We start from the raw sequence: 20,142 nt of genomic DNA on the forward strand, positions 1-20,142 counted from the left end.
GATAACCAAAATCAAAATATATGAAAATGACAACATTAGTATTGATCATTACCGCTGTCCTCACTGCTCTGATAGGAGGACTTTTCTATGCTTATTCATGCTCAGTTGTTCTTGGGCTCGGAAAACTTTCTGATACAGAATACCTGAAAGCAATGCAGAACATTAACCGGGAAATCCTAAACCCTGTTTTCTTTATGAGCTTTATGGGAACTGTAATTCTTCTTCCTGTATCTACCTTTTTACTCCGTGGACAGCAGCCTGTTTTTATTTTTCTTCTGTTGGCTACACTGGCTTATGTGATTGGTGTTTTTGGAGTAACAGTTGCCGGAAATGTTCCTATGAATGATACTTTGGATAAGTTTGATATATCCGGATCTACAACAGAAGCCATCAGAAAGATGCGGGAAAATTTTGAAAACAGATGGAATTTTCTGAATAATATCAGAACGGTCTTTTCAGTTATTTCGATCATTCTTGTGGTTTGTGCCTGTGTCTGGAATAAAGAAGTTTGAAAAATATAATGGAATTAAGTAAAAATACTTACTGTTAAATTAGGTGTTTCTACGGATGTGTACGTAGGGTTTTATTCAGATCTTTGTGTTGTTAGCAAGATAGTTTTAAACATTTTCAAATAAGTTGAAAAAAAGATTATAACCAAGACGACTTAAATTTCCAAACAAGAGAAAAGGCAGCCACTGGCTGCCTTTTGTTTATTATTTTGATTCTTTTAGATCTTTAAAAGTTCAATTGTTCTTTCAGGACTTTCCGCTGAGAAAACAGCATTTCCTGCAACAAGAACATCAGCTCCGGCTTCAAATAATTTAGAAGCGTTGTCAAGGTTTACTCCTCCGTCTACCTCGATAAGCGCTGTAGAGTTGTTGCTTAAGATCAGGTCCTTGGTTTCAGCAATCTTTTTGTAGGTGTTTTCAATAAATTTTTGTCCTCCAAATCCTGGATTTACACTCATTAATAATACAAGATCTACATCTGCAATGATGTCTTCAAGCATTAATACCGGAGTAGAAGGATTTAAAACAACACCTGCTTTTGCTCCTTTGCTCTGAATGTGGTGAATGGTTCTGTGAAGATGAGTACATGCCTCATAATGTACAGAAACAAGATCAGCACCATGATTGATGAATTCATCAACATATTTTTCAGGTTCCACGATCATCAGGTGAACATCTACAAATTTTTTAGCATGCTGCTGAACGGTTTTCATCACCGGAAAACCAAAAGAAATATTGGGAACAAATCTGCCGTCCATTACATCAATGTGGAACCAGTCGGCCTGAGAGTTGTTCAGCATTTCAATATCTCTTTGCAGATTCCCAAAGTCTGCTGATAAAAGGGATGGAGCAATAAGCTTCGTTTTCATTTTTACTTTTTATACTTTTATTATCCTATTGAAAATGAGTGGTCATGGGTGAAATAATAATTGGCTAGATATCCTGTTATTAAAACCACCTCTATGACAGATAACTTTTTATTGTTAATGCTTAAGAGTAAAAACCTGTCAATTATAAGCAATACAAATAAGACCACAAGGAAAATTACCTCTATTGTGATTCCCAAACTTTCACTTGAATCGAATGTAAATAATTGATAAACAATCAAAGGAATTCCAAGCGTGACTATTATAATGGTTATAATAGAAATAAAAGTAGGGTTTTTAAATAGATGATAAAAGACCTTTTTCATTGTAATTAATGATACTTCAGTTTCATTTCCGGCTTGATCTTAAGAACGGTTTCATAGATAAGTTTGATCACATTACCTACGTCTTCTTTAGATACCATTTCTACCGTAGTATGCATATAACGCAAAGGTAAGGAAATTAAAGCACTTGGTACTCCGCCATTAGAATGAGCAAAGGCATCTGTGTCGGTTCCTGTAGCTCTGCTTGCTGCGGCTCTCTGGAAAGGAATTTTCTTGTTTTTTGCGGTATCAATAATTAATTCTCTGATGGTATGATGAACACTTGGAGCGAAAAACACTACTGGTCCTGAGCCACATTTCTGATCTCCTTCTTTTTTCTTTTCAATCATCGGAGTTGTAGTGTCATGGGTAACATCTGTTACAATCGCGATATTTGGTTTGATGGTGTCAGCAATCATGTCTGCTCCGTATAAACCTACTTCTTCCTGTACAGAGTTGGTAATATAAAGCCCGAATGGGATTGATTTCTTATTTTCTTTTAAAAGTCTGGCCACTTCAGCAATCATGAAACCACCGATTCTGTTGTCCAGAGCTCTGCAGACAAAATATCTGTCATTCATTTCAAAGAATTCATCCGGATAAGTAATCATACATCCTACAAAGATTCCCATTTCTTCTACCTCTTTTTTGGAAGTAGCACCACAGTCGATAAAGATGTTTTCGATTTTTGGAGTAGGCTCGTTCTGATTGGTTCTTGTATGAATAGCCGGCCACCCGAATACTCCTTTTACAATTCCGTTTTCACCGTGAATATGAACTACTTTTGAAGGAGCAATGGTTTGATCTGAACCTCCGTTTCTGATGACGTAGATTAATCCATCATCCGTAATATAATTGACGTACCATGAAATTTCATCAGCATGTGCTTCGATCACTACTTTGAATTCAGCTTCCGGATTAATGATCCCATAACAGGTTCCATAATGGTCTACTTCTATTTTGTCCACATAAGGTCTGATGTAGTCCATCCAGACTTCTTGTCCTTTGTGTTCGTAACCTGTTGGGGATGATGTGTTTAAATATTTCTCTAAAAATTTCAAAGATTTCTTTTCAAATTTCATAAAAAGGAATGATTTTTGCGTTTAATTTTTCTTCTTATAAGTGTAAAAATAATGAATTTTAGTAAGATTATCTGCCTTTTTATTTTCTTTTTTGGAGTCAGTGTTTTTGGTCAGAAAGATGGAATAGTGGCAAAACCACTCAATCAGTATCCGCCCGAATCCCTGAAAGTGGATGAATTTGGTAATAAGTATTATTATGACGAACAGCAGAAGATTAAGGTGTATGAAATCAATGGAGAGCCTGTAGTTGTATTGGATGAGTTGGTTTTGGTGAATAAACCGAGATTTAATAATCAGCTGGATAAGAATTACTATTATTTTCTGAATAAAAAGCTGTACAGAGTATATCCTTTATTTGTTACTGCACTCCAGCAGTACAGAGATATCCAGAAAGATATGAATGATATGGACAGCAAAGCCAAAAGAAAGTTTGTAAGAGAAAGACAGAATATGCTTGCTGATCAGTATGAAAAACAATTAAGAGATCTTACTACCACTGAAGGGCAGGTTTTTGCAAAGCTGATGAACAGAGCAACCGGAAAAAATGTATTTGAGATTATCAAAGAATTAAGAGGTGGATGGAGTGCTTTCTGGTGGAATGTAAAAGGAAAAATGGCTGATATTGATCTGAAAGAACGCTATGATCCTCACGCTAACAGAAGTGATGAATTTATAGAGTCATTACTGCAGTCCAATTGGAATTCAGGTTATCTGCAGCCTTATCCCGGAGCAAATGATTTTAAAGTAAAGAAATAATATAAATTCCTGTAAGAATACTTACAGGAATTTTTCTTTTAATTTATCGAATACAATCTTATCTATTGGAAGAGGAAAAGGATTGTCTGGTCTGTCGATATCAATCCATTCTGTTTTTTCGATGCAGGGATCCAAAATAATAAAGTCTTCCTCGTTGACGATATCTACTATATAATATATGGTAAGAAGCTGCTCATTTTCTTTGAAACGGGATACCAGAAAGTTTTCCTGAGTATAGAAATGTTCCAGAATATCGATTTTTACATTCAATTCTTCATCAAACTCACGATGCAGACATTCCAGTACTCCTTCACCGTATTCCAATCCACCGCCCGGAAATTTCATTAAAGGCTCGCCGGCATATTCTTCAAATAAAGTCAGAACTTGTTTATCTTTTACCGCACAGGCATACACTCTAATGTTGATCTTATCTATCATATATATAATGTATAATATTTGTATAGCTAATGTAAGGAATTTTGTTGGAAAAAGCCGGAAGTTGGAAGCGCGAAGCTGGAAGTTTTAACACTATTTATTCTTAATAATGTTGAACTAACGTATCTTATATATTGATTATTATTTTAAAATAAAAGATCAGAATTAATTAAGCAGCCGACCCTAAGCATCCAGCTTCCATCCTCAAGCTTTCTTCTACAACTTAATTGCATTAATCATCTCTCTTTTTCCTGGAGGGCCTTGTTTTTTCTCTACCTGGAAATTCAATTCCTGAAGGATTCTTCTTACACTTCCTTTAGAAGAGTAGGTAGTTAATAATCCGTTAATGGCCATTTTGTCAGATACCAGTTCGAATAATGGCTTTTCCCAAAGGTCTGGCTGTACTCTGGCTCCAAAACAGTCAAAATAAACAAGGTTGATTTTTGGCAGATCAATGTCTTTCAGATCGAAAAAATCACATTCTATCTTTTTTAAATTGAATCCACTAATGATTTCTACTGACTTTTCCCAATCTGCCAGATGAATTTTCTGATAAATATTTTTAAACTCTGGGTTATCGAAAAGTTCAAAGTAAGCCAAATCCTTAACTTCGGATTCATTTATGGGGTATTTTTCTAGCGAAAAATAATTGATGACATGATTTTTGTCAGTTTTTAAATATTCATTAATTGTTACTAAAACATTCAAACCTGTTCCAAAACCGAGTTCTAAAATATTAATTTCGCAATCATTTATCAAATTAAGTCCATTTTTGATAAACACGTGTTCGGCTTCCTGTAGCGCTCCGTGATGAGAATGGTAGTTTTCATTTAATTCATTGATAAACAATGTTTTACTACCGTCGTTTGTGGTCTTTATTTCTCTTTTCAAGCTATTTTTTTGTCAAATTTACTCTAAAATTTTTATATTTAGAAAATTATGTTAAATTTGTAGAACATCGTAAAAATTTTAAAAAATGATAATTCAAAAAACTGAAAACTCCAGAATTTCTACATTTGACCCTAACAATTTTTCATTTGGTGGTACTTTTATTGATCATATGATCATTTGTGAGTACGAAGATGGAAAATGGGGTGATGTAAAATTAGTTCCTTACGGTCCGATTCCATTTACACCTGCCATGATGGGAGTAAACTATGGACAAGCTTGTTTTGAAGGTATGAAAGCCTATAAAGACAAAGACGGGCAGGTTTTCCTTTTCAGGCCTGAAAAGAATTTTGAACGTATCAACAAGTCAGCGAAGCGTCTTGCTATGCCGGAAGTGACTGAAGAAATGTTTTTAGACGGATTAAAGGCGTTAGTAGATATTGACAGAGAGTGGATTCCACAGGGGGAAGGAATGTCTCTTTATATCAGACCTTTGATTTTTGCTACTGAAGAAGCTTTGAAAGCAAGAGTATCTAATAAATATATGTTTGCTATCGTTGCAACACCTGCAAAGAGCTACTATTCTGAGCCGGTATCTGTAAAAATCTCTGATCACTATTCAAGAGCTGCAAACGGTGGAGTAGGTTCCGCAAAAGCTGCAGGTAATTATGCTGCTTCTTTCTATCCAACTCAGCTGGCAATCGAAGAAGGATATGAGCAAATCATCTGGACTGATGATGCTACTCACGAATATTTTGAAGAAAGTGGTACAATGAACGTATTTGTAAGAATTAACGATACGATCTATACACCTCCGACTTCTGAGAAAATCCTTGATGGAGTAACAAGAGACAGCTTCATCCAGTTAGCTAAGAAAAGAGGTATTGAAGTAAAAGTAGAACCAATTCCTGTGAAAACAGTTATTGAAGCTTTAAAGAACAATGAGCTTAAAGAAGTTTGGGGAGTAGGTACAGCAGTAGTAACTACACAGTTCCAGGCTTTAGGATATCAGGGTGAAAAACTTGAACTTCCAAGATTATCTGATGAAGAAAGCTATGCGGCTCTTCTTAAGAAAGATTTGGTAGACCTTCAAAACAACCTTTCTGAAGATCCGTTCGGATGGAGAGTTATGGTAGATCACGCTCTTGAAACAGTTTAATAGTATTTAAATAATTATATGAAAGCCGGGTTTTTCCCGGCTTTTTTGTATTTATGCATTGATCTAAAATGGAAGAATAGTTTTATAGAAGATGAATACATTCTTCCATTTACATATTTCTGTGTCAAGTTTTGTAATTGATTCCCGAAATGTGTATTTTCGCAAAAGTTTATGAGAAAAATACTCTTCATATCAGCCATAAGCCTGTTGAGCTGCAACAGAAATGCACAGACGGCCCATCCTCCTGTAGGCGGGGTTTTAAGCCAAAAAGATCTGGATGTTTCCAAGAACAGGATGAAAAATTTGAATGTCATAGAAAGAGGGCAGATTCAGGATTGGATCAGCGGTCAGTCTGTGAAGTTTTATCCTACGCAGCTTAATTATTGGGTAACGGTAGAAGGTTATGATCAAAGGGAAAGAAGGAAAGATGAAACTACAATTTCCTATTCTTATGATCTGTATGATTTTGATCAGACTAAAATCTACGATCAGCCTTTTGAAAGAAGAGATGCCAGATTCGGGCATTTTGATGAACTGAGAGCGGTGGAGAATGCTTTACGTTTTATACGTGATGGAGAGGAAGTAATGCTTTTGGTACCGTCTTCTTTGGCTTACGGAACCTACGGAGACGAAAAGAAAATAGATAACGACATTCCATTAATCATAAAATTAAAAGCTCTATAATATATGAAATTGTTTAACAAGAATATAATTCTGGCAGCGGCAAGTATTTCGCTGATGAGTTGTACCCCAATTTATAAAAAAATGAACGTAGACAAAGAAACTTACGAAGGTCTTAATGACGGACTTTATGCCAATCTTCAAACTACAAAAGGTAACTTAATTGTAAAATTTGAAGACAAGAAAGCACCAGTAACTGTAGCCAACTTTATCGGTCTTGCAGAAGGGAAAATCGACAACAAAGCTAAGGCTAAAGGAGTTCCTTACTATGACGGAACTATTTTCCACAGAGTAATCAAAGATTTCATGATCCAGGGAGGAGATCCTCAGGGAACAGGAATGGGAGATCCTGGATATAAATTCGAGGATGAAAGAAACGACCTTAAACATACAGGAAAAGGAGTTCTTTCTATGGCAAACTCAGGACCTAATACAAACGGTTCTCAATTCTTCATCACTGAAGTTGCTACACCTTGGTTAGACGGAAGACACACAATCTTCGGAAAAGTGGTAAAAGGAAATGATGTAATTGATGCTATTGCTAACGTTGAAAAAGGAGCTCAGGATAAACCTAAAACTGATATCGTTTTAGAAAAGGTTTCTGTTTTCAGCAAAGGTGATGAGTACAAGCACTACGATGCAGCTAAAACTTTCAACGAAGGAAAGGCTAAAATTGCAGAAAACAACAAAGCTTTCATCGCTAAAGAAGAAGCTGAAAAGAAAAAAAGAGAAGAAGAATTCAAAGCTAACCAGGAGAAATTAGTTGAAAACTTAAAAGCTGGTATGCAAAAAACTGAATCAGGTCTTTACTATAAAATCACAAAAACAGCTGACGGAAAAGCTCCAAAAGCTGGTGACAATGTATCTGTGCATTATGCAGGTAAATTGGTAGACGGAACTGAATTCGATTCTTCATTCAAGAGAAACGAGCCGATCGAAATTCCAATCGGAATGGGAAGAGTAATCAAAGGATGGGATGAAGGTATCCTGTTATTGAAAGAAGGTGAAACTGCTACATTATTGATCCCGCCAGCAATGGCTTACGGAGAAAGAGGAGCAGGAGGAGTGATCCCGCCAAACTCTTGGTTAGTTTTCGATGTTGAGCTTGTAAAAGTAAAATAATTGAATCTTCAAAATAGTACTAAAAGCCGTCCATAAGGATGGCTTTTTTTATTGGTGTCAAATACATTCTGTAACGATTGGCGTATAGGTTACGACATATTTTACAGTCTGGAAAGCTTATCTGTTTTTCCAGTGAAAAGTAATCTTCAAATTTATAATAGCCATTAAATCATGAAAACCAAATCACTCCTGTTTCTGTTCGTTCTGTTGTCGTTGATGACTTTTTCACAGACTAAAGCGAATCCTGACGATCCAACGATAAAAAAGTCGCTTACTTATTTTGTAAACAGTATTCAATCTAAACAGATAGATCAGGCAGTAAGCTGTATATATCCGAAATTCTTCACCATAATTTCAAAAGAGCAGATGACACAGATTCTGAATATGACTTACAATAATCCATTCATGAAAATTGAAGTACAGGATTTAAATTTTGGAAATATTGAGAAACCTGAACTTATTACCGGTGAATATTTTTCTATTACCCATTATTTTTTGAAGCTGAAATGTAATGTCAGTTCATTAAACGATGATATGAAAAAGAAAATGAACAGTGCTTTAACCGCCAAGTATGGCGTAAATAATGTGAAATATCTGGCTAACGAAAGTTCGTATCTCATCAATACCAATATGAAAGCCTGTGCGGTTTCAAAAGATAAAAAGGCATGGAAATTTGTAATGCTTGAAAAGGAATATAAAAAAGAACTGGTGAAGATCTTACCGAAGAAAATTCTGGATAAGTTTTAAAGAGGTAAGCATTAGCTTTTATATTAAAATAGCCGTCTTGAAATGGCGGTTTTTTTGTTTCCTGTAAATACCGTAGAAATACGGATTTCGGCAAGGCTTTATTCCTTCTATCTTTATCATGCACTTAAAAGAACAAAATACAAGAATATGTTTAACCTGAATTACGACCAGATAAAGACGGAAATAGAATCTGAAGTATGTGGAGAACACGGCATGCATCCGGAGTTTGTAAAAACAGACGAAGGTTTCGGAATAAAAGCCTGCTGTGAACCTTTTAGAGAAGAGCTTGTTGAAAAGTCAGGGAAAATGATTGAAGAAGAAACCAAAAAGATCCTCGAAGAAATGATGAAGGATCTGTTTAAAGAATAAGTTTTTACGATGTTAAGATAACTTTTGTTATCACCAGAGCTGCTCCGGATGGAGTGGCTTTTTTGTTGAATACTGAAGGTCATTTTAGAGATATAAGAATGGAGTAGGGTTGTAAATAAAAAACCGCCCCAAACAGGGCGGTTTTTTCAGTAAAAATAAATTGAAAGTTATATGTTCTGTTATCTTTTCTTCATACTCGTTCCGGCTAAGGAACTGATGAATACAAGGCCAAACCCGATATAAGCGGCAAATGCCGTCAGGTATATAATTAAGCTGTTAAAGCTTGGTTCTAAGGCGTATACCAACACAGAAAATGCAGCAAAACTTAACACCAACAATAGGCTCCATATATGCAATTTTGCAGCATCTTCATTTCTCTTAAAAATCATTTCAAAAAAGGCTCTCATCATTACTAACATTTTAAGGGTTATACATTAATTAATAGGATAAAGGCGCACTCATCACGGTAAAAAGAATAAATTCCTTTACTGGGCTAAGGTTCACGATGACTTTGCCATTTATTTATATCATAACACCGGGCTAAAAGTCCGGGATATTTTTGTTTTTTTTCGAATCAATAAAGATTCTTGCTTATTGTGATACCAGTTAGATACGGGGTGCAAAACTGCTGTGAAAAACTAACGGGGGTTAGTTAATCACGGACCCGTATCTTTTACGGCATCGTAGAAAAAAAAGGATTCATATACTAGATATGAACTTGAATCGGTGGAAAAACTGAAAATCCACAGAAAACCTCTTTTCTCATCCTTAGTGTTTTTTTTAATTTTTTCTCAATATTTTACATGCCAATATCATGCCAAAGTTCTGTTTTCGCGATTAACACTTTGTTTCACGGGATTGATGAGATTGTTGTTAAACGTGTTTTTATCTATTATTTCCTTAAACAAAGAAAAATTTTCTGTTTTTAAGCTTGAATAATCTGAAGTAAAGAAAATATTACGGAAGCATTTCGTTTTTATATAATTTAAAAACATTTATAGTAAAACCCGTGGAAGATTTCTATAAAGATAATTGGGCTTCCTTTATCTAAGCTAAGGATTATAGTCTGTTCCTATAGAAATTGTGTTATTCGTAAATTATTAGTGTAACTTGTGTTTAATTTTAATAAACACAAATACCACAAATATTTTTTCACAAATAGCACAAATAAATATACGCAAGCATCCGTACCAATCTGTGGAATCCGTGGGATACTTATAAGTTTCGGCTGAAGCCCTTTGATATTATTGAATTCGTGTTATTCGTGAAATCATTCGCGTAATTTGTGTTTAAATTTTAAAAACACAAGCAGCACCAATATTCCTTCACAAATAACACAAATGTATATACGCAAGCATCCGTGCCAATCTGTGGAATCCGTGGGATACTTATAAGTTTCGGCTGAAGCCCTTTGATATTATTGAATTCGTGTTATTCGTGAAATCATTCGCGTAATTTGTGTTTAAATTTTAAAAACACAAGCAGCACAAATATTCCTTCACAAATAACACAAATGAATATACGCAAGGATCCGTGTCAATCTGTGGAATCTGTGGGATACTTATAAGTTTCGGCTGAAGCCGTTTGATATTATTGAATTCGTGTTATTCGTGAAATCATTCGCGTAATTTGTGTTTAAATTTTAAAAACACAAGCAGCACAAATATTCCTTCACAAATAGCGCAAATAAATATACGCAAGGATCCGTGTCAATCTGTGGAATCCGTGGGATACTTATAAGTTTCGGCTAAAGCCCTTTGATATTATTGAATTCGTGTTATTGGTGAAATCATTAGTGTAATTTGTGTTTAATTTTTAAAAACCACAAGCAGCACAAATATTCCTTCACAAATAACACAAATGTATATACGCAAGCATCCGTGTCAATCTGTGGAATACTTATAAGTTTCGGCTAAAGCCAGAGGAAAATCTCTATAAAGATAAATGGGCTTCCTTCGTCTAAGCTCAGGATTTTAGCCCATTTCTATTGAATTACTAGCAGTATGAGTAAAAAAGAAAACCGCCTCTAAAGACGGTTTTTATATTTGTTACCAGTTTTTATCAATCATATAAATAATCTGTGTCAAAGCTGTGGCTCCTAATAAAAGCTCTCTTCGGTTCACCTTTTCAAAAGTATCTTCTTCTGTATGGTGAATATCGAAATAACGCTGAGAATCCGGCATCAGTTCAGCAGCTGGAATTCCCATGTCGTGAAGCGGGTAGAGGTCTGTTCCGGAAAACCGCTCTTCAAAGTTGTAAACTCCATAGGGAAGGAATAGATTTGACCAGCCTTTGATCTGATTTCTTTTGGCATCATCCATATCCAGGGCAATTCCTCTCGGTGCAAAACCTCCGGCATCGGTTTCGATCGCAAAAAGATGTTTTTCATTCTTCTCTTTTACCGTTTTACCATATTGGATTCCGCCTTTTACTCCGTTTTCTTCATTAGCGAAGCAAACAACTCTGATGGTGTGGTTGTTCGGAATACCTAACTTTTTAAAGGTTCTTAGTACTTCAATGCTTTGTACAATTCCGGCTCCGTCATCATGTGCGCCTTCACCTACATCCCAGGAATCTAGGTGTCCACCGACAACAATCACACTTTGATCTTTTTTACCGGTGATTTCCCCGATTACAGAATGGGAGAGCTTTTCTCCTTTCATTCCACAGTTGGAATTCAGTTTCGCCGTAACTTTCTGGCTTTTCAGTAAAGCTTCCAGTTCATCTGCAGTCGTGCTTCCAATGGCAACTGCCGGTATTTTGGAAACCTTGTCTTCATAGCGCATGGCTCCGGTGTGAGGCACGTCGTCAAAAGCAGAAGACAGAGATCTTACGATGGCAAATTTTCCCCCTTTTTTAGCAGTTAGAGAAGCAGCAGTCGTTCTGTATTTTGCTGCATCTCCGTAAGCTTTGAAGGTTTCTATGAAAGACTGGCTGAACGCATAGTTGAAAAATACAATTTTATCTTTCACTTTTTCAGCAGGAAGCTTTTCATATTCTTCCATGGATTTTACCATGATGATTTCTCCGGAAACATCTTTTCCTCCGGTTCCTTCAGAATTTCCAAGGGAAAGCATTTTAAGGCTTTTCCATTTTCCGTTGGAAGTCTGGATGTTCAAAGATTCTTTTCCTCTTACCCATACCGGGATCATCACTTCCTGAAGCCATACTTTATCAGCTCCGGCATCACGAAGTTTCTGTTCAGCCCATTTTACAGACTTTTCATAGGCTTCAGAACCGCTTAGACGGTGGCCTATGTTTTTCGTAAGCTCTCTCAGCTCAGTATATCCTTTTCCGTTATTCAGAATTTCTGTTGAGATTTTTCTGAACTGGATAGAATCTTCTTTAGACTGGCCAAAAGCGACCATTCCAAAAAGTAATAATGAAGTTCCTAGTATCTTTTTCATTGTTTACCAATTTTTATCAATCATATAAATAAGTTGTGTCATCACCGCAGAACCGAGCAACAGCTCTCTTCGGTTGACTTTTTCAAAAGTGTCTTCTTCCGTATGGTGAATATCGAAATAGCGTTGCGGATCCGGCACCAGTTCAGCAGTGGGAACTCCCATTTCATGAAGTGGAGCGATATCTGATCCGGAATATTTACCTTCAAAGTTGTAAACGCCATAAGGTAAAAACAGATTCACCCAGCTTTTAATCTGGTTTCTTTGAGTTTCATCCATTTCCAGAGAAATTCCCCGTGGTGAAAAACCTCCCGCATCCGATTCTATGGCAAATAGATGTTTTTCGTTATTTTCTTTGACAACTTTGCCATATTGTTTTCCTCCTTTTGTTCCATTCTCTTCGTTGGCAAAACAAACGGCGCGAATGGTATGATTATTCTGAATACCTAATTTTTTAAAGGTTCTTAATACCTCAATACTTTGAACAATTCCAGCCCCGTCATCATGAGCACCTTCTCCAACATCCCAGGAATCTAAATGTCCACCAACAACAATAACACTTTGGTCTTTTTTACCTGTAATTTCTCCGATCACAGAATGGGAAAGTTTTTCTCCTTTCATACCACAGTTGGAATTGAGCTTAGCTGTTACTTTCTGGTTTTTCAATAAAGCTTCCAGTTCATCAGCTGATGTATTTCCAATGGTTATGGCGGGTACTTTGGAAATATTTTCGTCATAGCGCATATTTCCTGTGTGAGGTACATCATCAAAAGCGGAAGAAAGAGATCTGATGATGGCAAATTTTCCTCCTTTTTTAGCTGTTAATGAAGCGGCAGTTCGTCTGTAAGCGCCTGCATCACGATAAGAGATGAATGTCTGTACATTTCCCTGATTAAAAGGGTAGTTGAAAAATACAATTTTATCTTTCACTTTTTCAGCGGGAAGCTGATCATATTCTTCCAGTGATTTTACCATAATAATATCACCTGATACGTCTTTTCCTCCTGTTCCTTCGGAATTTCCAAGGGAGAGCATTTTCATACTTTTCCAATTTCCATTAGAAGTTTTGATGTACAATGATTCTTTTCCTCTTGCCCAAACCGGAATCATAACTTCCTGAAGCCATACTTTATCAGCTCCGGCATCACGAAGCTTCTGGGCAGCCCACTGTACGGATTTCTCATAGGCTTCAGAACCGCTTAAACGGTTGCCTATGGTTTTGGTAAGTTCTCGAAGTTCATTGTATCCTTTACCGTTGTTCAGAATTTCAGTGGAAATTCTTTTGAATTGGATGGAATCTTCTTTAGTTTGGCTAAAAACATTTATTCCAAGAAGTAATAATGTTGTTCCTAATATCTTTTTCATTGTTACCAGTTTTTATCAACCATAAAAATCATCTGTGTTATGGCGACAGCTCCAAGAAGAAGCTCTCTTTTATTTACTTTATCAAAAGTGTCTTGTTCAGAATGATGATAATCAAAATACCTTTGTGTATCTACTACAAGCTCTGCTAAAGGAATATCCAGTTTTTTTAAAGGTGAAATATCCTGAATTGCTTCTGTCTGGTCGAAATCATAAACGCCATAAGGAAGGAAATATTCTTTCCACGGATACACCAGTCTTCTTCTTTGAGGAGACATATCTAAGGAAAACCCTCTCGGAGAATAGCCTCCGGCATCGGTTCCTAAGGCAAATACATGCTTTTCGTCTTTCTTTTTTACATATGCTGCATACATCTCACGGCCCTGTCCTCCGTTTTCACTGTTGGCATACAAAACTACACGGATGGTGTGGTTATTTTCATATCCAAGTGCTTTCAGGGTTCTTAGCACTTCAATGCACTGCACAACGCCTGTTCCATCATCCACTGCACCTTCACCAATATCCCACGAATCCAGTTGAGCGCCTAAAACAATTACTTTAGAGTCTTTTTTACCCTGAATTTCAGCAATGATATTGGGATTTGTTGTATCACCTTTTGACTCTGCAGTCATGTTAATTTTAGCTGTGACTTTTTGCTTTTTTAAGGTTTTCTCCAATTCATCTGCAGATCTTACTCCAATTGATAAAGCTGGAATTTTAACTTTATCATCAGGTTCGTAGTAAATCATCTTAGCATGAGGAGTGTCATCATTAGCTGTGGTAAGTGATCTTATAATTAAAGCTTTTGCGCCTGTTTTAGCAATCACAGAAGCGGAAATTAATTTTGATTTTGCAGTCTGCAAATAGGAATCACTGGTGTTGATAATTTTCGGGTCCATAGGAACATTCACGAAAACTATTTTATCTTTTAACTGGCCTAGTGACATGGCATTCAGCTCTGATGTGGAATTGATTAAAACGATTTCACCCACCAGATCTTTTCCTCCTGTTCCTTCAGAATTTCCGAAAGAAAGCATTCTGATGTTTTTCCAATCTCCATTTCCTGCTTTGATCTGTAAAGATTCTTTTCCTCTGATCCAGACTGGTGCTTTGGCCTCCTGTCTCCAGATCATATTAATCCCGATTTCCTTGAATTTTTTTTCTGCCCATTCTACAGCTTTGGTATAACCGGGAGTTGCACTGAAACGTGGACCAATTCTTTTGGTGAGTTCTCCGAGATTATCATAAGCAGTACCGTTGGTCATAATTTCATCTGAAATTTTTCTGAACTCATCATGATAATTGAATTTGGCAACAGTACCTTTTTTTGCCGGGCTTTTTTGTGGCTTTTTCTGAGAAAATAAAAATCCACTCAAAAAGAGTGGAAGTATAATGAATATTTTTTTCATTTTTTATTTACTAATCTTTTCCATTGATAAAAGTAGGGAAAAAATAGGAATTTATTAAGGTTTCATATCGTACATTAATAAAGCTGTAATCAATTTAGGCTCAATAAATGTACATTTTGGAGGCATGCTTAATTTTAAGTCTGAAATTTTAATCATGTCATTAAAGCTTACAGGATAAATTCCAAAACCAACTTTACCTTCACCGTTGTCTACTTTTTCTTTTAAAAGATTAATTCCATTGATATTGGAAGTTCCTTTTACGTAAGAAATAAGTTCAGAACTGTCCGGATCTTCAATTTTCAGAATATTTTTGAAAATATACTTATCTAAAAGATGGTGGTCCAGATTATCCAGAGACATTTCTTTGGAGCGGAGATCATGCTTCACGTGAAGAGAATAGAACTTCCCATCCATATACATTGAAATATGGAATTTTTGAGAAGGGTAGTATGATGCTTCTCCTTTTTCGTGAATCAGGAAATATGTCTCAAGTTCTTTCAGGAAATCTGCCGGAGAAATACCATTCAGGTCATGTAAGATTCTGTTGTAATCATGAATCTTTATCGACTGGTTGGAAACAATGAAACTGTATACAAAGTTGTAAAGCTCTGTCCCGTTATGTTTCTTATTCTTCTCCTTATGATATTTTGCGTTGATTGCTGTGGAGCCAATTCTGTGGTGTCCGTCAGCAATATAAAACGAATCAATCTGATCAATTACTTCTTTAAATTGCTGTAGCTTCAGACGGTTGTCTATTCTCCAGATTTTATGTCTGATCCCCATCGAATCTACATGATTGAAGATAGGAACATTTTTTTCCTCATGATTCATTAGCAATTCAATTTTTGAATTGGCAGGGTAGGTAAGAAGCACAGGTTCAGCCTGCAGGTTTACTTTTTCAAGGTAATGAGCCAGTTTTTCCTTTTTCTGCGGGATGGTACTTTCATGTCTTTTGATTTTTCCATTCCAGAAATCTTCAATACTTGCCAATCCCAGAAGTCCTCTGAACATCTGTTTGTTGGGGTAGATCTGCTCATAAAGATAGTAGGCTGAATTGTCCTGGACCAATTTCTTTTCTTCCAGAAGCTCTTCAAATGTGGAACGGATCTTTCGAAGGTTCCGGTCAATATCTTTAGATTTACTTACAACATAGGGTTTAATCATATTGATGTAAGTATTTTCAACTTGAGCCTTCTCTGCGATCTCTTCCTGGGTGAAATTATCCAGTGGATGGGTAGGGAAAGTACTCTCAAAGTCTCTATGAGGTCTTATTCCACGGAAAGGTTTAAAAACAGGCATATTTATCTTATAGTTTCTTTTTGTAGCTTAATAATTTGTTCTGCAAGTTCGATACCGATTTTTTCTTGCGCATCCACCGTATTGCCACCTACGTGAGGGGAAAGTGATAATGCAGGGTTCATCAGTAAAGGCAGTTCCGGGCTTGGTTCGTTTTCAAAAACATCCAATGCAGCTCCGGCTACTTTTCCTGACTCGATAAAATCGATAAGGGTCACTTCATTGATGACACCTCCTCTTGCAGTATTTACAATATAGACTCCATCTTTCATTTTTTCAAACTGAGGGGTGTCTATAATATACTCATTCGTTTTCGGCGTATTGATACTGATGAAATCCGCCTCTTTAAGGAATGCATCCATATCATTGGTGGAAGTGATTTCAAAGTTCACAGACTGTCCGTTGAAGAAGTTCAGTGTAAGAACTTCTGTTTTCGGGCTTCTTGTCAGAACGGTTACTTTCATTCCTAATGCAATTCCTATCTTTATGACTTCCTGGCCAATGCTTCCAAAGCCGATTACTCCTAATGTTTTTCCTGAAAGTTCATACGCATTGCTGAATGACTTTTTCATAGCATTGAAATGAGTTTCTCCTTCCAGAGGCATCAATCTGTTCGATTCGTGAAGGAATCTTGCCAATGAAATGAAGTGTCCGAAAACCAGTTCTGCCACTGATTTTGAAGATGCTGTAGGCGTATTGATGACTTTGATGCCTTTACTTTTGGCATATTCTACATCAATATTGTCCATTCCGATACCGCCTCTTCCGATAATCTTAAGGCCCGGGCATGCATCAATCAGATCCTGTCTTACTTTCGTTGCACTTCTTACCAGAAGAACATCCACATTATTATCGTTGATAAAATTAATAACGTGATCCTGAGCCACTCTATTGTCCAGAATTTCAATTCCGGCTTCTTTTAGAGTGTTTTCTCCTGCTTTTGAAATTCCGTCGTTTGCTAAAACTTTCATGAGTTATTTTATTGATGTTAGATTGAAGATGTCAGAAGTTAGATTTTGAGGTCTGTTATCCGACATCTTTTGTCTTAATCCTTTTATTTTTCGGTCGCCTAATATAAGCTATTTTATTGACTTCATTACATCCACCAAAACCTGTACGCTTTCGATAGGTAAGGCATTGTATAAACTAGCTCTGTATCCACCAAGGCTTCTGTGTCCGTTTAATCCGCTGATCCCTGCTGCTTTCCATGCATTGTCAAATTCTTCTTTCTTGCTTTCGTCTGTAATTTTGAAAGAAACATTCATAAGTGAACGGTCTTCTTTTACGCAGAAAGTTTCGAATAACGGGTTGCTGTCGATTTCGTCATATAAAAGTTTGGCTTTAGCTTCATTTCTTTGTTCTGCAGCAGCAATTCCTCCATTTCTTTCAAGATATTGAAGAGTAAGTAAAGAAGCATATACAGGGAATACCGGTGGAGTATTGTACATAGATTCTTTAGCAATATGCTGAGAATAATCCAGAATAGAGAACATATTTTCTCTTCCTGTTTTACCAAGAATTTCTTTTTTGATAACCACTAAAGTAACTCCTGCAGGTCCCATATTTTTCTGAGCTCCCGCATAGATCAGATCAAATTTAGAGAAATCCAGTTGTCTTGAGAAAATATCAGAACTCATATCACATACCATCAGTGTATCTACTTCAGGGAAAGATTTCATTTGAGTTCCATAAATGGTGTTGTTGGAAGTACAGTGGAAATAATCGTATTCTGCACCTACCGTATAATCTTTAGGAATAAAAGAATAGTTTTCTTCTTTTGAAGAACCTACTACATCTACAGTTCCTACTTTTTTTGCTTCTTTAATAGATCCGGCTGCCCAAGTTCCTGTATCCAGGTAAGCTGCTTTTCCTCCTACTTTCATCAGGTTGTAAGGAACCATTGCAAACTGCAGGCTGGCACCACCTCCTAAATAAAGTACTTCATAATCATCACCAAGATTCATCAATCTTTTTACAATGGCACGCGCTTCGTCCATTACCGCAACGAAATCCTTGCTTCTGTGAGAAATTTCAAGAAGAGACAATCCAATACCATTAAAGTCAAGGATAGCCTGTGCTGATTTTTCAAATACCTCTTGTGGTAAAATACATGGTCCTGCGCTGAAGTTGTGCTTTTTGTTCATATTTTTATTTTTTGGGTGCTTCAGGACTTGGAATCCTTCTGCTTTATTTTGATTTAATTGGATTTTGGGTTAAAAAAACCGCCTCACAGATGATGAGACGGAATTTTTTATTCGCCGTGTAAGAATGCTTTTTTATTAAGAAGAGCTTCTTCAGATTCTACGTGATCTTCATCAGGTACACAGCAGTCTACAGGGCATACCGCTGCACACTGAGGTTCTTCATGGAATCCTTTACATTCTGTACATTTATCTGTTACAATGAAGTATACATCATCACTTACAGGTTCCTGTGGTGAATTGGCATCTACAGTAAGTCCCGACGGCATCGTAATCGTACCTTGAAGAGCCGTACCGTCAGAAGCTTTCCAATCTACAGCTCCTTCATATATTGCATTGTTTGGGCATTCCGGTTCGCAAGCCCCACAGTTAATGCATTCATCAGTTATTTTAATAGCCATCGCTAATTTTTTTTAAATTTGCACAAAATTACAAAATTTTACCCAATTTTAAAGTAATTATGAATACCGAAAATCAAGTTTTAGGACTTATTAAATTAAGTGGTTATATAAAAGCGTTTTTAGCTAAGAAACCGGAAAACCACAATGAAGATGATGCTGATATCGAATTATTGTTAAAAAGATCTGAAATAGAGAATCCGTGGTTTACCATTGATAATCAGAAATTTGCTTTACAGCAATGGACAGATCTTCTGACTGAAGAAAATATCAAAACATGGCTTGGAAATTATTCAATCTCTAAAATTTCTAAAAGAGTTGGATTAATTTTAGCTGGAAATATCCCTTTGGTAGGGTTTCATGATGTCATGTCTGTTGTTTTAAGTAATCACATCCCAGTAATTAAGCTGTCTTCAAAGGATAAGTATATGATTCCGTTTTTATTAAAGAAATGGAATGAATTCTCCAATGAGAATGTAGCTTTTGAATTTGTAGAAAAATTAGAGAATTTTGATGCAGTTATTGCTACTGGAAGTAATAATACGGCAAGATATCTGGAATATTATTTTAAAAATCATTTGAATATTATCCGTAAGAACAGAACTTCCGTTGCGGTTTTGAAAGGTGATGAAACGAATGAAGAATTGCAGCTTCTGGCGAAAGATATTTTCCAGTATTTTGGATTAGGATGCAGAAATGTGACTAGAATTTTCATTCCTCAGGATTTTGTGATTGACAGGTTGTTTGAAAACTTCTTAGGCTTCCAGGATATTATCAATCATAACAAATATGCCAACAATTATGATTATAACAGAGCGGTTTATCTTTTGAACCAGGATAAATTCTGGGATAATAATTTTGTAATGCTGAAAGAGGATGATAAGCTCTTCAGCCCGCTTTCTGTAATCAATTTCAGCAGATATGAATCGTTGGATGATGTGAAAAATTTCATTGCTGAAAATGAGGAAAATATCCAGTGTGTAGTAGCAAAAGGAGAGGTCGGATTGGATGCTATCCCTTTTGGTGAAGCACAAAATCCAGGCCTTGATACGTATGCAGATAATGTAGATACAATGAAATTTTTAGAACTGGTCTGATTTTCGTATCTTCCATCACTTATTTCACCAGAACAAAA

The 20,142-nt window shown here is 36.2% G+C and carries 20 protein-coding genes; 8 read left to right on the top strand and 12 right to left on the bottom strand.

The window, feature by feature from the left end; translation table 11 throughout:
* Positions 1–26: 26 nt before the first annotated feature.
* On the top strand, positions 27–512 hold the full coding sequence (locus ACKTTZ_RS18620; protein WP_253316673.1) for a DUF1772 domain-containing protein: 486 nt from the start codon (positions 27–29) through the stop codon (positions 510–512).
* Between the two features lie 215 nt (positions 513–727).
* On the opposite strand, the gene rpe is transcribed toward ACKTTZ_RS18620, so the two are convergent.
* Together rpe and ACKTTZ_RS18630 are read right to left on the bottom strand one after the other, a co-directional pair.
* Entirely contained in the window at positions 728–1,378 is a 651-nt protein-coding gene (gene rpe, locus ACKTTZ_RS18625; RefSeq protein WP_034698534.1) for a ribulose-phosphate 3-epimerase, read from the bottom strand.
* Between the two features lie 328 nt (positions 1,379–1,706).
* Entirely contained in the window at positions 1,707–2,780 is a 1,074-nt protein-coding gene (locus ACKTTZ_RS18630) for a M42 family peptidase (protein WP_407846320.1), read from the bottom strand.
* A 51-nt stretch (positions 2,781–2,831) separates the two neighbouring features.
* Between ACKTTZ_RS18630 and ACKTTZ_RS18635 the strand changes: the two genes are divergently transcribed.
* Positions 2,832–3,536: a DUF4294 domain-containing protein gene (locus tag ACKTTZ_RS18635; protein WP_034698532.1), complete on the top strand. Its 705-nt coding sequence runs from the start codon at positions 2,832–2,834 to the stop codon at positions 3,534–3,536.
* A 21-nt stretch (positions 3,537–3,557) separates the two neighbouring features.
* Here ACKTTZ_RS18635 and ACKTTZ_RS18640 read toward each other — a convergent pair whose 3' ends face one another.
* Together ACKTTZ_RS18640 and mnmD are read right to left on the bottom strand one after the other, a co-directional pair.
* A complete protein-coding gene (locus ACKTTZ_RS18640; RefSeq protein WP_253316672.1) occupies positions 3,558–3,974 on the bottom strand; it encodes an NUDIX hydrolase in 417 nt (138 codons plus the stop codon).
* Positions 3,975–4,187: 213 nt separating this feature from the next.
* Entirely contained in the window at positions 4,188–4,862 is a 675-nt protein-coding gene (gene mnmD, locus ACKTTZ_RS18645) for a tRNA (5-methylaminomethyl-2-thiouridine)(34)-methyltransferase MnmD (protein ID WP_034698530.1), read from the bottom strand.
* 85 nt (positions 4,863–4,947) lie between these two features.
* Between mnmD and ACKTTZ_RS18650 the strand changes: the two genes are divergently transcribed.
* The 5 genes from ACKTTZ_RS18650 to ACKTTZ_RS18670 all read left to right on the top strand — a co-directional run bounded on the left by ACKTTZ_RS18650 (position 4,948) and on the right by ACKTTZ_RS18670 (position 8,937).
* On the top strand, positions 4,948–6,018 hold the full coding sequence (locus ACKTTZ_RS18650) for a branched-chain amino acid aminotransferase (protein ID WP_034698529.1): 1,071 nt from the start codon (positions 4,948–4,950) through the stop codon (positions 6,016–6,018).
* A 171-nt stretch (positions 6,019–6,189) separates the two neighbouring features.
* Positions 6,190–6,702 carry an FKBP-type peptidyl-prolyl cis-trans isomerase gene (locus ACKTTZ_RS18655; protein ID WP_407846321.1) on the top strand — a complete coding sequence of 171 codons (513 nt, stop codon included), beginning with the start codon at positions 6,190–6,192 and terminating at the stop codon, positions 6,700–6,702.
* Positions 6,703–6,783: 81 nt separating this feature from the next.
* Complete coding sequence (locus tag ACKTTZ_RS18660; protein ID WP_253316723.1) at positions 6,784–7,821, top strand: peptidylprolyl isomerase; 1,038 nt, start codon at positions 6,784–6,786, stop codon at positions 7,819–7,821.
* A 171-nt stretch (positions 7,822–7,992) separates the two neighbouring features.
* On the top strand, positions 7,993–8,568 hold the full coding sequence (locus tag ACKTTZ_RS18665) for a hypothetical protein (protein WP_253316670.1): 576 nt from the start codon (positions 7,993–7,995) through the stop codon (positions 8,566–8,568).
* Positions 8,569–8,715: 147 nt separating this feature from the next.
* Positions 8,716–8,937: a hypothetical protein gene (locus ACKTTZ_RS18670; RefSeq protein WP_407846322.1), complete on the top strand. Its 222-nt coding sequence runs from the start codon at positions 8,716–8,718 to the stop codon at positions 8,935–8,937.
* A gap of 179 nt (positions 8,938–9,116) precedes the next feature.
* Here the strand turns inward: ACKTTZ_RS18670 and ACKTTZ_RS18675 are convergent, their stop codons facing one another.
* The 8 genes from ACKTTZ_RS18675 to ACKTTZ_RS18710 form a co-directional block, all read right to left on the bottom strand.
* Complete coding sequence (locus ACKTTZ_RS18675) at positions 9,117–9,347, bottom strand: hypothetical protein (RefSeq protein WP_156106539.1); 231 nt, start codon at positions 9,345–9,347, stop codon at positions 9,117–9,119.
* 1,638 nt (positions 9,348–10,985) lie between these two features.
* The gene (locus ACKTTZ_RS18680; RefSeq protein ID WP_407846323.1) at positions 10,986–12,344 is read right to left on the bottom strand and encodes a M28 family peptidase; all 1,359 of its coding nucleotides are present in this window, start codon (positions 12,342–12,344) and stop codon (positions 10,986–10,988) included.
* A gap of 3 nt (positions 12,345–12,347) precedes the next feature.
* The gene (locus ACKTTZ_RS18685; RefSeq protein WP_407846324.1) at positions 12,348–13,706 is read right to left on the bottom strand and encodes a M28 family peptidase; all 1,359 of its coding nucleotides are present in this window, start codon (positions 13,704–13,706) and stop codon (positions 12,348–12,350) included.
* A 2-nt stretch (positions 13,707–13,708) separates the two neighbouring features.
* The gene (locus ACKTTZ_RS18690; RefSeq protein ID WP_407846325.1) at positions 13,709–15,112 is read right to left on the bottom strand and encodes a M28 family peptidase; all 1,404 of its coding nucleotides are present in this window, start codon (positions 15,110–15,112) and stop codon (positions 13,709–13,711) included.
* 54 nt (positions 15,113–15,166) lie between these two features.
* Positions 15,167–16,411, bottom strand: a complete 1,245-nt coding sequence (locus ACKTTZ_RS18695) for a DUF1015 domain-containing protein (RefSeq protein ID WP_034698519.1) — start codon at positions 16,409–16,411, stop codon at positions 15,167–15,169.
* 2 nt (positions 16,412–16,413) lie between these two features.
* Positions 16,414–17,379, bottom strand: a complete 966-nt coding sequence (locus tag ACKTTZ_RS18700; protein ID WP_034698517.1) for a D-2-hydroxyacid dehydrogenase — start codon at positions 17,377–17,379, stop codon at positions 16,414–16,416.
* Positions 17,380–17,487: 108 nt separating this feature from the next.
* On the bottom strand, positions 17,488–18,552 hold the full coding sequence (serC, locus tag ACKTTZ_RS18705) for a 3-phosphoserine/phosphohydroxythreonine transaminase (RefSeq protein ID WP_034698515.1): 1,065 nt from the start codon (positions 18,550–18,552) through the stop codon (positions 17,488–17,490).
* A gap of 107 nt (positions 18,553–18,659) precedes the next feature.
* Complete coding sequence (locus tag ACKTTZ_RS18710; protein WP_034698512.1) at positions 18,660–19,010, bottom strand: 4Fe-4S binding protein; 351 nt, start codon at positions 19,008–19,010, stop codon at positions 18,660–18,662.
* A 59-nt stretch (positions 19,011–19,069) separates the two neighbouring features.
* Between ACKTTZ_RS18710 and ACKTTZ_RS18715 the strand changes: the two genes are divergently transcribed.
* Entirely contained in the window at positions 19,070–20,104 is a 1,035-nt protein-coding gene (locus tag ACKTTZ_RS18715; protein ID WP_034698508.1) for an acyl-CoA reductase, read from the top strand.
* Positions 20,105–20,142: the final 38 nt, after the last annotated feature.

This window comes from Chryseobacterium sp. KCF3-3 (assembly GCF_045865955.1).
Lineage (GTDB): Bacteria > Bacteroidota > Bacteroidia > Flavobacteriales > Weeksellaceae > Chryseobacterium.

Excerpts from the sequence above, each read along its gene's own strand:
- ACKTTZ_RS18620 (WP_253316673.1), top strand. The coding sequence starts at position 27 with ATGACAACATTAGTATTGATCATTACCGCTGTCCTCACTGCTCTGATA.
- rpe (WP_034698534.1), bottom strand. The coding sequence starts at position 1,378 with ATGAAAACGAAGCTTATTGCTCCATCCCTTTTATCAGCAGACTTTGGG.
- ACKTTZ_RS18630 (WP_407846320.1), bottom strand. The coding sequence starts at position 2,780 with ATGAAATTTGAAAAGAAATCTTTGAAATTTTTAGAGAAATATTTAAAC.
- ACKTTZ_RS18635 (WP_034698532.1), top strand. The coding sequence starts at position 2,832 with ATGAATTTTAGTAAGATTATCTGCCTTTTTATTTTCTTTTTTGGAGTC.
- ACKTTZ_RS18640 (WP_253316672.1), bottom strand. The coding sequence starts at position 3,974 with ATGATAGATAAGATCAACATTAGAGTGTATGCCTGTGCGGTAAAAGAT.
- ACKTTZ_RS18650 (WP_034698529.1), top strand. The coding sequence starts at position 4,948 with ATGATAATTCAAAAAACTGAAAACTCCAGAATTTCTACATTTGACCCT.
- ACKTTZ_RS18655 (WP_407846321.1), top strand. The coding sequence starts at position 6,190 with ATGAGAAAAATACTCTTCATATCAGCCATAAGCCTGTTGAGCTGCAAC.
- ACKTTZ_RS18660 (WP_253316723.1), top strand. The coding sequence starts at position 6,784 with ATGAACGTAGACAAAGAAACTTACGAAGGTCTTAATGACGGACTTTAT.
- ACKTTZ_RS18665 (WP_253316670.1), top strand. The coding sequence starts at position 7,993 with ATGAAAACCAAATCACTCCTGTTTCTGTTCGTTCTGTTGTCGTTGATG.
- ACKTTZ_RS18670 (WP_407846322.1), top strand. The coding sequence starts at position 8,716 with ATGTTTAACCTGAATTACGACCAGATAAAGACGGAAATAGAATCTGAA.
- ACKTTZ_RS18675 (WP_156106539.1), bottom strand. The coding sequence starts at position 9,347 with ATGATGAGAGCCTTTTTTGAAATGATTTTTAAGAGAAATGAAGATGCT.
- ACKTTZ_RS18680 (WP_407846323.1), bottom strand. The coding sequence starts at position 12,344 with ATGAAAAAGATACTAGGAACTTCATTATTACTTTTTGGAATGGTCGCT.
- ACKTTZ_RS18685 (WP_407846324.1), bottom strand. The coding sequence starts at position 13,706 with ATGAAAAAGATATTAGGAACAACATTATTACTTCTTGGAATAAATGTT.
- ACKTTZ_RS18690 (WP_407846325.1), bottom strand. The coding sequence starts at position 15,112 with ATGAAAAAAATATTCATTATACTTCCACTCTTTTTGAGTGGATTTTTA.
- ACKTTZ_RS18695 (WP_034698519.1), bottom strand. The coding sequence starts at position 16,411 with ATGCCTGTTTTTAAACCTTTCCGTGGAATAAGACCTCATAGAGACTTT.
- ACKTTZ_RS18700 (WP_034698517.1), bottom strand. The coding sequence starts at position 17,379 with ATGAAAGTTTTAGCAAACGACGGAATTTCAAAAGCAGGAGAAAACACT.
- serC (WP_034698515.1), bottom strand. The coding sequence starts at position 18,552 with ATGAACAAAAAGCACAACTTCAGCGCAGGACCATGTATTTTACCACAA.
- ACKTTZ_RS18710 (WP_034698512.1), bottom strand. The coding sequence starts at position 19,010 with ATGGCTATTAAAATAACTGATGAATGCATTAACTGTGGGGCTTGCGAA.
- ACKTTZ_RS18715 (WP_034698508.1), top strand. The coding sequence starts at position 19,070 with ATGAATACCGAAAATCAAGTTTTAGGACTTATTAAATTAAGTGGTTAT.